Here is a 12,444-nt window from a genome sequence, read left to right on the forward strand (position 1 = left end):
TTACCATTACTCTTCTGGCAAATCGTTTTATAAGCTGAATTAATTGCATTGCAGCAAACACTGACTATAGTTCTAATTTGTAGATAGTGGCCACATGGCATTATTGCCCGTTTTCTATTAAACGCCAAGTGTTGCCATCGTCAATTTTTTAACAAACAAAATTGACAGATGGCTAATTCAAAGCGCCAGCCGTCTCCCACCCTCCCTCCAGTCTGACCATCTGCAGGATGTTTACGATTTTTTTACTATTGTTCTTCTATAGTTACGCGCGTAACCGTATGGGTTTTCGACTGACGTAGAGGAAAGTATCGAAATGGCTTTGGGCAAAGGACTGCGTTTACCGTCCATCACTCCGACCCGCCTGGTGCTGCTGTTTTCGCTGGCACTGGTGGCGCTGTACAACCTGGCGACCTGGAAGGCGCTGGGAACGCTGATCACCTTGCAAGGCGTGCACAAACTGGCGTTTTTCGCGTCCTTCGGGCTGTTTCTCTGGGCGGCGATCACACTGCTGCTGACGCTGATCTCGTTTCGCTGGACGCTGAAACCGGTGCTGACGCTGGTGGCCCTGCTCTCGGCCTGCGCGGCGTATTTCATGAACGAATACGGGATCACCATCGACACGGTGATGATCCAGAACGTGTTCGAAACCAATCCCGGGGAAGCCACGGCGCTGTTCAGCGGCAAATTGCTGGCTTACGTGCTGTTGCTCGGCGTGTTGCCAGCCGTGCTGATCTGGCGCTGGCCGGTGGTTTATCGGCCGTTCTTTCGGGGTTTGCTGAACAAGGTTCTGGTGATCGCGGCTTGCGTGCTGGTGATCGGCGCTTCGGTGGGCGCGTTCTATTCGACCTACGCGCCGATCTTTCGCGAGGAAGACAAGCTCACCCACTTCATCAACCCGACCAACTACATCTACGCGATCAGCAAATACACCAAGCAGCGGCTGGGGATCAAAAAGCATTTCGTGGTGCAGGCCATCGGCGAAGACGCAGTGATGAGCGCTAAGGCAGCCGCTCGCGAGAAGAAATCGCTGATGGTGTTCGTGGTCGGCGAAACCGCCCGGGCCGACCATTTCTCGCTCAACGGTTACGAGCGCGAGACCAATCCGGAGCTGAGCAAACTCGACATCCTCAACTTCACCAATGTGCATTCCTGCGGCACTTCGACGGCGGTGTCGGTGCCGTGCATGTTCTCGATGTTCCCGCGCGAGGACTACAGCGACAAGAAAGGCAAAACCTACGAAGGCCTGCTGGACATCCTGCAACGGGCCGGCGTGCAGGTGCTGTGGCTGGACAACAACAGCGACTGCAAGGGCACCTGCCTGCGCGTGCCGAACCGCGACATCGCGAAGAACCAGCCGGGGCCGTTCTGCGACGGCAACAACTGCCTCGACGAAGCGCTGCTGGCCGACCTGCAAGGCTACATCGACAGCCTCAAGGGCAACGCGATCATCGTCCTGCACGCCGACGGCAGCCACGGCCCGGAATACTACGAGCGCTATCCGAAGGACATGGAGCGCTTCAAACCGATCTGCCACACCAATCAGCTGGGCAGTTGCAGCCGTGACGAACTGGTCAACGTCTACGACAACACGATCCTCTACACCGACCATTTCCTGGCCAAGGTGATCGAGCTGCTCAAGCGCAATCAGGACCACCTCGATACGTCGATGCTGTACGTGTCCGACCATGGCGAATCGCTGGGCGAGAACGGCCTGTACCTGCACGCCGCGCCCTATGCGCTGGCGCCGGAAGCCCAGACTCATGTGCCGATGGTGATGTGGTTCGGCAACAACACCCTCTCGCAACTCGGCATCGACCGTGGTTGCCTGCAAGGCAAAAGCGGCCAGTCGGATCTGAGCCACGACAACCTGTTCCATTCGGTGCTCGGGTTGTTCGAGGTCAGGACGTCGCTGTATCAGCCGGGGCTGGATATTTTCCATGGCTGCCGGCCGGCGATGACGGCGGGCCAGTGATCCCATCCAGCTGCGCCAGATAGGCCCACGGGTAAATCCCGCGCTGATGGCCGTCGCTGAACACCAGTTGCAGGCCGTAGCTCTGAGCGTTCAATTCGATGACCCGCACACGCGGGTCAACCAACGGTGGCGAGCCCCGCAGGCGAAACGCCCGGCATTGCGAGCACGGGCACTGGCGGCGCAGTTCGGCATGATCGAGCAACTGCTCGCGGCCATCCGGCCAGCTCAGCCGCAACCGGTGTTCACTTTGGGAATTACCGACCGACAGCGGATTCATTGCAGCTGACTCAAGGCAATCCGCACGGCTTTGCGCACTTCCGGGTCGCCGTCGTCCTGCGCGGCCTGCAACGCCGCCACTGCCCCGCGATCGTTCAATTCGCCGAGGGCCAGCGCGGCTTCCTTGCGCAGGTTGCTGATGCGATGGCCGAGGGTGTCGATCAGGGCGTCGAGGGCTGCGACGTACTTGAGGCGCCCGAGGCTGCGGGTGGCGCGCAGGCGAACCTGCCAGTAGTCGTCGGCCAAGGCTTCGATCAGCGCCGGCCCGGCGTCGGTATGGCCGACCTTGCCGAGGGTGGTCGCGGCTTCTTCGCGCACTTGCCAGGCGTGGTCCTGCAGGGCCTGACGCAACGCGGGCAGCACTTCGGCGTCACTTGCCAAACCCAGGGCGCCGGTAGCGGCGCGGCGCACTTCGGTGTCCGGGTCATCACTCGCCAATCGGGCCAGGGCCGGCAGTGCGTCGAGCTGCTTGAGCCAGCCGAGCACGCCAACGGCTTCGCGGCGGACACTGGCGTCGGCATCGTTCAGCGCCTGAATCGCGGCCGGCGCAGCGCCGGGGAAACGCAATTCACGCAAGGCCCGGAACGCAGCAATCCGCACGCCGGTTTCGGCATGGGCGGTCCACGGCAGAATCACCCTGCCCGCCGCTTCGGTCTTGAGCAGGCTCAGGCTCTGCGCCGCTGCGGCTTGCACCGCCGGCGACGGATCCGTCAGCGCCTGGCACAACGCTTCAACCACCGGCTCGTCTTCCCAGGCTTCCAATAAACGCGCCGCTTCGGCACGCACCTCTTCGGCGGGGTCTTCGGCCAGGCGCTCGACCAGCCAGAGCAGACCGTCCGGCTCTTCGAGGTCGGCCAGATCGATCAGGGCAATCCGCCGCACACCGGCGTCATCGGCGGTCAGGCGCGGTTGCAGGGCGAGAATGTCGTCGTTATCGGTCACAGCAAAAAATGAGGTCATAGGGCAAATCGCGGCAAGGAGTTTTCAGGAGGCAAACCGAGCGGATTGAGGCGCGGCAGCGGTCGGTCGTTGTCGTGACGCAGCAGGTCGAGGCAGTGGCGCTTGAGGCGCGAGAACTCGTGGCTGGTCACCAGTTCGGTGGTGCGTGGCCGGGGGAAATCCAGGCGCAAGTCTTCGATAATTCGCCCCGGCCGTGCGCTCATCACCAGCAAGCGATCGGCGAGGAACAGCGCTTCATCGATGTCATGGGTGACGAACACCACGGTGGTGCGAATTCGCGTCCAGATATCCAGCAGCAGTTCCTGCATGTTCAGTCGGGTCAGCGCATCCAGTGCGCCGAAGGGTTCGTCCATCAGCAACAGCCGGGGGCGATTGACCAGCACCCGGGCGATCTCCACCCGTTGCTGCATGCCGCCGGAAAGTTGATCGGGCCAGCGTTCGGCGAAGCCTTCGAGGCCGACCAGTTTGAGGATGTCGTCGGCGGCGCGATGGCGCTCGGCCTTGCCGATGCCGCGCATTTTCAGGCCGAAGGCAACGTTGTCGCGCACGGTGCGCCACGGGAACAGCGTGTGATGCTGGAACACCATGCCGCGCTGCGGTGACGGGCCAGACACTTCGGCGCCATCGACTTTCAACTGCCCGCCATGGGGCTGCAGATGCCCGGCCAGCGCACCGAGCAAGGTTGATTTGCCGCAACCGGACGGGCCGAGAATGCACACGAACTGGCCCGGCTCGATCTGGCAATCCAGGCCCTGCACCGCTTCAAAGGCTTGCGGGCCTTCGCCAAGGACGATGGACAACTGTCGGATGTCGATCCGCCCTTCCGGAGTTTGCATCACGCTCATCAGGCTTTTCCTCGTGGTCGGTGCCAGGGCGTGAACAGCCCGCCCAGGCGTTTGATCAGCAGGCTGCTGCCCATGCCCAACACGCCGATCAGCAACATGCCGACCACGATGTCGGCGTAGTTCTGAATGGTGTAGGACTCCCAGGTGTAGTAACCGATACCGAACTGGCCGGAGATCATTTCGGCGGTCACCAGACAGAACCACGACGTGCCCATGCCGATGGCGAGGCCGGTGATGATGCTCGGTGCGGCGCCCGGCAGGATCACTTCCAGCAGGATCGCCCGACGCCCGGCCCCGAGGCTTTTGGCCGAGGCGATCAGGCGCGGGTCGACGCCTTCGACGCCGTGCACGGTGTTGAGCAGGATCGGGAACAGCGCGCCGGTGAAGGTGATGAAGACCATCGACAGTTCCGACGACGGGAACATCAGGATCGCCAGTGGAATCCAGGCCACGGCAGGGATCGGGCGCAACACTTCCAGTGGCGGCAGCAGCAAGTCTTCGGCCCACTTTGAACGGCCGATGGCCAGGCCCAGGGCGATGCCGATCACCAGTGCGGCGAGGTAGCCGGCGAAGACCCGGCCGAGGCTGGCGGTCAGGTGCTGGATGAGCTTGCCGGAGTCGCCGAGGCCGAGGGCAGCTTCGATCACGGCCAGCGGGGTTGGGACGTTGGCGAAGGTGACCAGGCCGAGGTTCCAGTGGTGGCTGGCGGCTAGTTGCCAGAAGAGCAGGCAGAGGAGCAATGAGGCGGCTCGGGGGATCCAGCGTGAAAACATATATCACCTCTGATCGTTCCCACGCTCTGCGTGGGAATGCATCCCGTGACGCTCCGCGTCACAGTGGACGCAGAGCGTCCATGGCGGCATTCCCACGCAGAGCGTGGGAACGATCTACGTTTGAGTTAACGACTGGCAACGGCCTGGGTCGTGGCATCGGTGAAGTCGAACACCTTCCCGCCCTGCGCCGACGCGTATTGCTGCGCCTGCCCCTTGAGCAAAAACGCGCTAAGGCGCCCCTTCGCATCACTGGCAAACCACGCCTGTTCCGCCAGCAACTTGATCCCGCTGTCACTCGCCTGCGCATACACCGCCCGGATGTTCTTGCCTTCCGCCTTCAGGCCGGCCAGTGCGGTAAACGCCTCCTCAGCCGAGGCATACCGCCGGACCTTGTCCTCACCCCGCACCCAGATTTCCGCGACATGGCTGAAATCCGATATGGCTTTCCCAGTCACCGCATCGACCGACTTCAACGGCGTTTGCGCGTAGTTGGCCAGTTGCGCGGTGTAATCCAGATTCGAAGCCTTGAACGCCGCGCGGATGTACTGATCGTCGATAAAGGTATTCAGATCGAGCCCGCGATCGGCCTTCTTCAGCAGCTTCAACGTGTCAATCGCGGTGCCCACAGCCTGGCGATATTCCGGCTTCCAGCTCAGGTCGCGGGTCTGCACGCCGAGCGGGCCGTGGAACAGGTAATTGACCTCGGCATCGACGCCGGTGACCTTGGCGATCAGTTCGCTGTATTTCTCCGGTTCGGCGGCCAGCAGTTGATTGGCTTCGATGCTGGCACGCAGGTAGGCGACGACGATTTCCGGGTACTTTTTCGCGTAGGCCTGATCTACCAGCGCACCGTGGAAAGTCGGCGCATTGGCCTGGGCGCCGTCGTAGATCTTGCGGGCGAAGCCGCGGCTCGGGAACAGTTCGGCGAACGGCACGAAGTCGGCGTGGGCGTCGATCTTGCCGGCCTGCAACGCGGAGCCTGCGACCTCTGGCGGCTGGGCGATGATGTTCACGTCCTTCAGCGGATCCCAGCCTTGCTCCGCCACGGCGCGCAGCAACATGCCGTGGGCGGTGGAGGCGAACGGCACGGAAATGGTCTTGCCCTTGAGCTCGCTCAACGACTGCACGCCGGACGCGCTCGGCACCACGATGCCGTTGCCGCTGCCCTTGATACTGCCCGACAGCACGCTGATGAACAGGCTGTGTTTGCCGGCGGTTTCGAACGCTACGCCGTTGAACGCACCGGGGAAATCGGCCATGGCGCCGAAGTCGAGTTTGCCGGCGACCATCTCGTTGGTCAGCGGCGCGCCGCTGGTGAAGTTCTTCCACTGCACGTCGTACTTGGCGTCCTTGTAGGCGCCGTCGTGAGGCAGGTATTTGTCGAGCAGGCCCAGCTCGCGAATCAACAGGCCGCCGGCGGCGCAGTTGATGGTGGTGTCCTGGGTGCCGATGGCAATGCGGATGGTTTCGGCCGAGGCCGACAAGGTGAACGAAGCCAGTACCAGACCGGCGATTGCTGCACGCAACATGGTTGAATCCCCTCGAATCATTTATAGGATGTTCGTCTCCGCCGCGATCAGGGCGCGGTGGGAAACGAGGGGTGTGTTGAATCAGGCGTCCGGTGTTGCCGGATAGCGTTTTAGCGAAGCAGATACGGGATTTCGACTTTCACCGCGCCGGTCGGGCAGTCCTTTTCGCAAGGCATGCAGTACCAGCATTCATCAAACGCCATGTAGGCCTTTTGCGTGGCCGGGTTGATCGCCAGCAGGTCCATCGGGCAGACGTCGACGCACACGGTGCAGCCCTTTTCGGCGATGCATTTGTCCTCGTCCACGGTGACGGGGGCATTGGAGCGGAAGAAAATTTCCTGGGCTTGATAGGCCATGGTTCGGACTCTCTCTAGTGGTGCATCAAGCGGCGAAAGCGCCGACCCGAAGGCGGTCGTAAGCCTGCATTTCTTCGGCATCGAGCGGGATGATGTAAGGCTCGACGGCTTTTTTGAAACTGGTCATGCGCCCGTCTTCGCCCTTCTTCAGGTGGCAGTGGCAGAACCATTCGCGGTCGTCCCGTTGCGGGTGATCGACGCGGTAGTGGTACAGGCCCCAGCGGCTTTCGGCGCGGAACAGCGAGGCGCGGGCGGCCATTTCGGCGCAGTCGCGAATCACGCTGGTTTCCATGGCGCGCATCAGTTCGTGGGCGTTGTTGGCCTTCATCTCGTTGAGATCGCGCTCGATGTCGCTGAAGCGTTGCAGGCCGATTTCCATTTTCTTGGTCACTTTCGGCGGTTGCAGGTAGTCGTTGACGAAGCGTCGCAGCTTGTACTCGACCTGGGCCGGCGGCAGACCGTGTTCGCGATCCAGCGGTGCGTAGACCCGGGCTTTTTCCTTTTCGATCTGCTCGGCATCCAGCGCGGAGAACTCGCGCCCGGCGACAAACTTGGCAGCGTTACTACCCGCGAACCAGCCGTAGGTGAATGCGCCGAGCATGTAGTTGTGCGGCACAGCGGCCATGTCACCGGCCGAGTACAAACCTTTCACCGAAGTTTCGGCGCGCTCGTTGACCCACACCCCGGACGCCGAGTGGCCGCTGCAAAAACCGATTTCCGAGATGTGCATCTCGACCATCTGCGTGCGGTAATCGGTGCCGCGATTGGCGTGGAACTGGCCGCGACTCGGGCGCTCGTTGCTGTGCAGGATTTCCTCGATGTTCTGGATGGTTTCCTCGGCCAGGTGATCGAGCTTGAGGAACACCGGACCGTTGCCGCTTTCCAGTTCCTGGTGGAACTCCCACATCATCTGCCCGCTCCAGTAGTCGCACTCGATAAAGCGTTCGCCCTTGTTGTTGGCGGTGTAGCCGCCCAACGGGCCGGTGACATAGGCGCAGGCCGGGCCGTTGTAATCCTTGATCAGCGGGTTGATCTGGAAGCACTCGAGGTTCGCCAGTTCCGCACCGGCGTGATACGCCATCGCGTAACCGTCGCCGGCATTGGTCGGGTTTTCGTAGGTGCCCATCAGGTAACCCGAGGACGGTAGACCGAGTCGCCCGGCCGCACCGCAAGCGAGGATCACTGCCTTGGCCTTGATCACATGGAAGTCGGCGGTGCGGCAGTCAAACCCCATCACACCGTTGACGGCGCCCTCCTCGTCGGTCAGCAAACGGGTGCAGACCAGGCGGTTGGTGATGCTCACCCGCGCCCGCTTCAACTGGCGATAGAGGACTTTCTTGATGTCGTGCCCTTCCGGCATCGGCAGCACATAGGCGCCCATGTGGTGGACTTTCTTCACCGCGTAATCGCCGGTTTCGTCCTTCTCGAACTTCACGCCCCAGCGGTCGAGTTGTTCGATGGTTTCAAAACTGTGCGTCGCGTAGGCATAGACCGCCGCCTGATTGACGATGCCGTCGTTGGCGATGGTGATTTCCTTGGTGTACTGCTCCGGCGTCGAGTGGCCGGGAATGATCGCGTTGTTCAGGCCGTCCATGCCCATGCTGATCGCGCCGCTGCGTTTGACGTTGGCCTTGTCGACCAACAGCACGCGCAATTCCTTGTTCTTTTCCTTGGCCTTGATCGCGGCCATCGGGCCGGCGGTGCCGCCGCCGATCACGACGATGTCGTATTCCTGTTCGAGAGTATTGCGGGTCATGTTCAGGCCCCTTTTTGCCGGTCGATCCGCAGGCGGTACTGGAACGCATCGCCACGGTAGTAAAGGTGTTCGAAGTCCAGCGGCTGGCCGTTGGCGTCGTGGGTCAGACGCTCGATGCGCATGATCGGCGAGCCGGCCTCGACGTTCAGCGCCTGGGTCAGGTCGCTGTCGGCCAGCACCGCGTCGATGGCCAGATCGGCGTGGCCGAGGGCGATGCCGCAGTCGTTTTCGAGGATCAGGAAGATGTCGCGGGTGACCAGATCAGCCTTCTCCAGCCGTTCGCCGACGGCTTTGGGCAGGTAGGTGATTTCCAGCGAGATCGGCTCACGGTTGATCAGCCGTACACGCTTTATCTGCGCGACGATTTCGCCTTCGGCGACCTGCAAACGCTCGGCGACCAGTTTGTCGGCGGCGATGAATTTGAAGCTGCGCAGGCGGTTGATCACCTCGTAGCCACGGCCGGTCATGGACTCGGCGAGGCCTTGCAGGGTGCTGACGTTTTGAAAGGTTTTGGGTTTGGCGACGAAGGTGCCTTTGCCGTGGATCTTGAAGATCAGCCCTTCTTTCTGCAGATCGCCCAGGGCCTGGCGCACGGTGATGCGGCTGACCTTGAACAGCGTGCCGAGCTCGCTTTCGGACGGCATCTGGCTGTCTTGCGGGTATTCGCCGTCGAGAATCCGGGCGCGCAGCACGTCGCGCAGTTGGGTGTGCAGAGGAACGCTGCCAAGGGAGAGAACGTTATCGGTCATCACGGGATCACTTGTTATAACGAGTTATGACGTGATCTTAGAGACGTTATGACAAGCTTGAGAAATATTGTTTGGGCATAACCTTAGATGCGCCTTCAGTGGCGCTTGAGGATCTGATCCATGACCCAATCGGTCTTGAGGGCTTCGGCGGCGATTGCCGGGTGCTGCGACTCACCGCGAATCTGCGCGTTCATGCCCAGCACGTGGTGCCACTGGATGTGTTCGTGATGGGGGATTTCCAGGCTGATGTGTTCATCGGCATGCAGCTCGACCGGATGCTCGTCGAACACCGAAAAACCGATTCGCCCTTGGCTGCCGATGATCTCGACCCGATCCTCGCGCCGGTCCGCAACAAAGCTCCAGCAGCCCATGCCCAACGCGCCCGAGGCGAATCGCCAACTGGCGCTGACCGCATCTTCCGCCGCATACAACCCGGCTTGGCGCGCGGTGAAGCCGGCGACTTCAACGATGTCGCCGAGCAGGTACTGGAACAGATCAAACCCATGGCTGGCCAGATCCGCGAAATACCCGCCACCGGCCACCGCCGGATCGGTGCGCCAGTTTGCGCTGCCGTCCAGATCCTTGGGCGATGGTGCCTTGGTCAGCGTCCAGCTCAAGTGCCGGACTTCGCCGATGCGGCCCTGCTCCAGCCATTGCCGAACCTGCTGGAAACGCGGCAGCGAACGGCGGTAATAGGAGACGAACAGGTGCAGACCGGCGTCGGCAAACACCTGCTGCATCTCGCGGCTTTGCCCGGCGTTGAGGGCCATGGGTTTTTCCACGCAGCAATGCTTGCCGGCGGCGGCGACTTTCAGGCTGTAGGCGTGGTGACTGTCGGGGGGCGTGGCGATGTACACCGCGTCCACCTCGGGGTCGTTGATAAGGGCATCGACGTCGGTGTACGTCCGGGCGATGCCGTGGCGCGTGACGTAATCGGTCACGGCTTCGAGGCGTCGCCCCATCACCGCCACCAACGCCGAACCGGGCGCCTTGTAGAAGGCCGGCCCGCTCTTGCGTTCAGCGACGCTGCCGCAACCGATCATGCCCCAACGCACCACGTTCATGCTTGTGCCTCAGCCGATGCGCAGTGCGCGCAGGTCGAGGTGGCCGTTTTGCAGCGGCGGGCACCAGTAGTAGCCGCCGGTGATCGGCCGGCTGATGCGATACAGACCGTCGGTGATGCCATCTTCCAGACCGCTCATGCGGCGCAATTGCGCTTCGAAGGCGTCGAGGGAGAAACCGAACGCCAGGAACATCAGGCCGGCGCGGTCGCCTTCGATCCACGGCATCGAACGACGCAAGACGAAGGCTTCCGGGGCGAAGCTTTCCTGGGCGGTGCGTTTGACGTGGGCGGACACCGGCGCGTCGTCGATCTCTTCGTTGTCGCTCAGGCGACGGCCCATGATGTTGTCCTTGTCTTCGGCGGACAGCGCATGGAAACCCTTGAGGTCATGCTGCCATTGCTGGATCGCGGCGAAGCTACCGCCGACCAGACCGTCAGCGCCTTCACTTTGCAGTGCGGCGGCGATGGCGGCTTCGTCATGCGGATTTTCAGTGCCGTCTTCATAACCGGTGAGGTCGTGACCGTCCTTGTGGCGGAAAGCTTCCTGCATCTGCACCAGACGCAGCGCCGGGGCCAGTGCGGCCTCAAGCGCGGTGCTGCGGTTGAGCAGCTCGCCACGATCGACGCCGTGCAGCCAGACCCACAGGGCGTGCTGGGTCGACGGGTTTTCCACGCCGACGCCGGTCAGCGCCGGGAAGCTGCGCAGGCCGTCGATGTTCACATTCAGGGCCTTGGCCAGGGATTCACCGAAACCGACCACCGCCGACTTGCCGTCCACCAGGTTCAGCAGGTTGTCGATCGCCTGCGGCAGCGCTTCAACCGATTCGAGGGCGAAAAACAGGTGACGTGCTTGCGGCGGAACTGGGGTGGCGAGGATGCCCGGCTGGTAGTAACTCATGTGAACTCCTTGGGAAAGAGCGCGGAGTTTAACTGTAGCCGGAGGATTTGTGTGGGATCAGATGACGCACTCGCTGCGCCACGCACTCGGACTCTTCCCCGTCCAGCGCTTGAACGCCCGCCGAAAACTGCGAACGTCGCTGTAACCGACTTCCTCGGTAATCCGCTCGATCGGCATATCAGGATTGGCCAGCAAACTCATGGTGCGTGCCTGGCGCACCTGCTCCAGCAGCGCCTCAAACGTTAGCGAATGTTCAGTCAACCGCCGGCGCAAAGTACGGCTGCTCATATTCAAGTCACCAGCAATCTTTTCAATGTGACTGCCCCGACTCAGATCCCGGGCAATCGCCCGCTCCACAGCTTGGATCAGATCGAGTTTCTGGTGAACCTGCGCCGCTTCCAGCTCCAGCAACTTGACCGCCTGACGCAGCGCCAGCGAATGATGATTGGGCAGGTTCACATCCAGCCATTGCACGTCGATCAGCATGCGATTGTGCAGACACCCGAAGCGCACCTCCGGCCCCAGCAGCCGCCGGTACTCATCCACGTAATCCGGCGCGGCGTGCATGAACTCCACGGCAATCGGCTTGAACGTCTCGCCCACCAGCGCCCGGCCGTAGACCAGCAGGCTGGCGAAAAACTCTTCAACCGCAAACACCTGCACTTCGGCGAATGGCAACCGGCATTCGACGTCGACGTACACCTGATCGCCCACCACATCGACGCTGGAAACAACGATTCCGCCGGAAGTGTGTTGATGCCGAACCCCGATTTCGAACGCGTCGCGCAAGGTCTTGCACAGCGACAACACATGCCCGAGCAGCCCCAGCGTACCGAGCACGTTCTGCGCCCCGACCCACAGGCCCAGTCCCTGATTGGGTAAAGCCTTAAGCGCACGCTGGATCATGGCCACGGCCTGGCGGTAGGAAATCCGCTGCGCCGGATCCTGCAAATCCTCGAAATCAAAACCCAGGCCACGGCACAGGCTTTGCGGCTCGATGCCCTTGTTGGCGGCGACTTCGGCCAGGGTTTGCAGGAGAAATGGCGACACCAGCGCCAGTTCGAAGGTCGGGTCTTGGACTTTTACGTTCATGGAGGCTGACATTCCGGATCACGCTGAATTGTTATTTTTGTTACCGGTTATGTCGAAGGAAGTTAGCACAGGGTTGACGGGCTGTCCGCAGAAGCCCCCTTCCGTGTCCGCCAATACCCTGCCGCGGCGTGCGCCAAGGGCTTATTTCTATAGTGGCCGGGCGCCCTGCGTGCCG

At 61.8% G+C, this 12,444-nt stretch carries 11 protein-coding genes and 1 pseudogene; 1 reads left to right on the plus strand and 11 read right to left on the minus strand.

The window, feature by feature from the left end; all coding sequences use genetic code 11:
• Positions 1-313: 313 nt before the first annotated feature.
• On the plus strand, positions 314-1,972 hold the full coding sequence (locus ABTV87_RS16170; RefSeq protein WP_433897908.1) for a phosphoethanolamine transferase: 1,659 nt from the start codon (positions 314-316) through the stop codon (positions 1,970-1,972).
• Between the two features lie 7 nt (positions 1,973-1,979).
• Here ABTV87_RS16170 and ABTV87_RS16175 read toward each other — a convergent pair.
• The 11 genes and pseudogenes from ABTV87_RS16175 to ABTV87_RS16225 all read right to left on the minus strand — a co-directional run.
• A pseudogene (locus ABTV87_RS16175) lies at positions 1,980-2,249 on the minus strand (DUF971 domain-containing protein); the annotation flags it as partial.
• Positions 2,246-3,208 carry a HEAT repeat domain-containing protein gene (locus ABTV87_RS16180; protein WP_433897909.1) on the minus strand — a complete coding sequence of 321 codons (963 nt, stop codon included), beginning with the start codon at positions 3,206-3,208 and terminating at the stop codon, positions 2,246-2,248. The pseudogene ABTV87_RS16175 and the gene ABTV87_RS16180, both read right to left, overlap by 4 nt.
• On the minus strand, positions 3,205-4,053 hold the full coding sequence (locus tag ABTV87_RS16185) for an ABC transporter ATP-binding protein (RefSeq protein ID WP_085603153.1): 849 nt from the start codon (positions 4,051-4,053) through the stop codon (positions 3,205-3,207). The genes ABTV87_RS16180 and ABTV87_RS16185 overlap by 4 nt, the downstream gene beginning before the upstream one ends.
• The gene (locus ABTV87_RS16190; RefSeq protein WP_085654177.1) at positions 4,053-4,826 is read right to left on the minus strand and encodes an ABC transporter permease; all 774 of its coding nucleotides are present in this window, start codon (positions 4,824-4,826) and stop codon (positions 4,053-4,055) included. Before ABTV87_RS16190 ends, ABTV87_RS16185 begins: the two co-directional genes overlap by 1 nt.
• Before the next feature lie 125 nt (positions 4,827-4,951).
• Positions 4,952-6,355: an ABC transporter substrate-binding protein gene (locus tag ABTV87_RS16195; protein WP_433897910.1), complete on the minus strand. Its 1,404-nt coding sequence runs from the start codon at positions 6,353-6,355 to the stop codon at positions 4,952-4,954.
• Between the two features lie 110 nt (positions 6,356-6,465).
• The gene (locus ABTV87_RS16200) at positions 6,466-6,711 is read right to left on the minus strand and encodes a 4Fe-4S dicluster domain-containing protein (protein ID WP_007959413.1); all 246 of its coding nucleotides are present in this window, start codon (positions 6,709-6,711) and stop codon (positions 6,466-6,468) included.
• 25 nt (positions 6,712-6,736) lie between these two features.
• Positions 6,737-8,467 carry a fumarate reductase/succinate dehydrogenase flavoprotein subunit gene (locus tag ABTV87_RS16205; RefSeq protein ID WP_433897911.1) on the minus strand — a complete coding sequence of 577 codons (1,731 nt, stop codon included), beginning with the start codon at positions 8,465-8,467 and terminating at the stop codon, positions 6,737-6,739.
• Positions 8,468-8,469: 2 nt separating this feature from the next.
• On the minus strand, positions 8,470-9,216 hold the full coding sequence (locus ABTV87_RS16210) for a GntR family transcriptional regulator (protein ID WP_085603142.1): 747 nt from the start codon (positions 9,214-9,216) through the stop codon (positions 8,470-8,472).
• A 95-nt stretch (positions 9,217-9,311) separates the two neighbouring features.
• The gene (locus tag ABTV87_RS16215) at positions 9,312-10,280 is read right to left on the minus strand and encodes a Gfo/Idh/MocA family protein (RefSeq protein WP_433897912.1); all 969 of its coding nucleotides are present in this window, start codon (positions 10,278-10,280) and stop codon (positions 9,312-9,314) included.
• Positions 10,281-10,289: 9 nt separating this feature from the next.
• Positions 10,290-11,177 (minus strand): Dyp-type peroxidase, encoded by an 888-nt coding sequence (locus tag ABTV87_RS16220; RefSeq protein WP_433897913.1) that lies wholly within the window; start codon positions 11,175-11,177, stop codon positions 10,290-10,292.
• Between the two features lie 57 nt (positions 11,178-11,234).
• On the minus strand, positions 11,235-12,269 hold the full coding sequence (locus ABTV87_RS16225; RefSeq protein ID WP_007959404.1) for an AraC family transcriptional regulator: 1,035 nt from the start codon (positions 12,267-12,269) through the stop codon (positions 11,235-11,237).
• Positions 12,270-12,444: the final 175 nt, after the last annotated feature.

Origin of the sequence: Pseudomonas sp. PSE1(2024), assembly GCF_050990555.1 — a bacterium.
GTDB classification, from domain to species: Bacteria; Pseudomonadota; Gammaproteobacteria; order Pseudomonadales; family Pseudomonadaceae; genus Aquipseudomonas; species Aquipseudomonas aphyarum.

Bases quoted from the DNA above. Each gene is read 5' to 3' on its own strand.
- ABTV87_RS16190 (WP_085654177.1), bottom strand. From the start codon at position 4,826: ATGTTTTCACGCTGGATCCCCCGAGCCGCCTCATTGCTCCTCTGCCTG.
- ABTV87_RS16185 (WP_085603153.1), bottom strand. From the start codon at position 4,053: ATGAGCGTGATGCAAACTCCGGAAGGGCGGATCGACATCCGACAGTTG.
- ABTV87_RS16220 (WP_433897913.1), bottom strand. From the start codon at position 11,177: ATGAGTTACTACCAGCCGGGCATCCTCGCCACCCCAGTTCCGCCGCAA.
- ABTV87_RS16205 (WP_433897911.1), bottom strand. From the start codon at position 8,467: ATGACCCGCAATACTCTCGAACAGGAATACGACATCGTCGTGATCGGC.
- ABTV87_RS16210 (WP_085603142.1), bottom strand. From the start codon at position 9,216: ATGACCGATAACGTTCTCTCCCTTGGCAGCGTTCCTCTGCACACCCAA.
- ABTV87_RS16170 (WP_433897908.1), top strand. From the start codon at position 314: ATGGCTTTGGGCAAAGGACTGCGTTTACCGTCCATCACTCCGACCCGC.
- ABTV87_RS16195 (WP_433897910.1), bottom strand. From the start codon at position 6,355: ATGTTGCGTGCAGCAATCGCCGGTCTGGTACTGGCTTCGTTCACCTTG.
- ABTV87_RS16180 (WP_433897909.1), bottom strand. From the start codon at position 3,208: ATGACCTCATTTTTTGCTGTGACCGATAACGACGACATTCTCGCCCTG.
- ABTV87_RS16225 (WP_007959404.1), bottom strand. From the start codon at position 12,269: ATGAACGTAAAAGTCCAAGACCCGACCTTCGAACTGGCGCTGGTGTCG.
- ABTV87_RS16200 (WP_007959413.1), bottom strand. From the start codon at position 6,711: ATGGCCTATCAAGCCCAGGAAATTTTCTTCCGCTCCAATGCCCCCGTC.
- ABTV87_RS16215 (WP_433897912.1), bottom strand. From the start codon at position 10,280: ATGAACGTGGTGCGTTGGGGCATGATCGGTTGCGGCAGCGTCGCTGAA.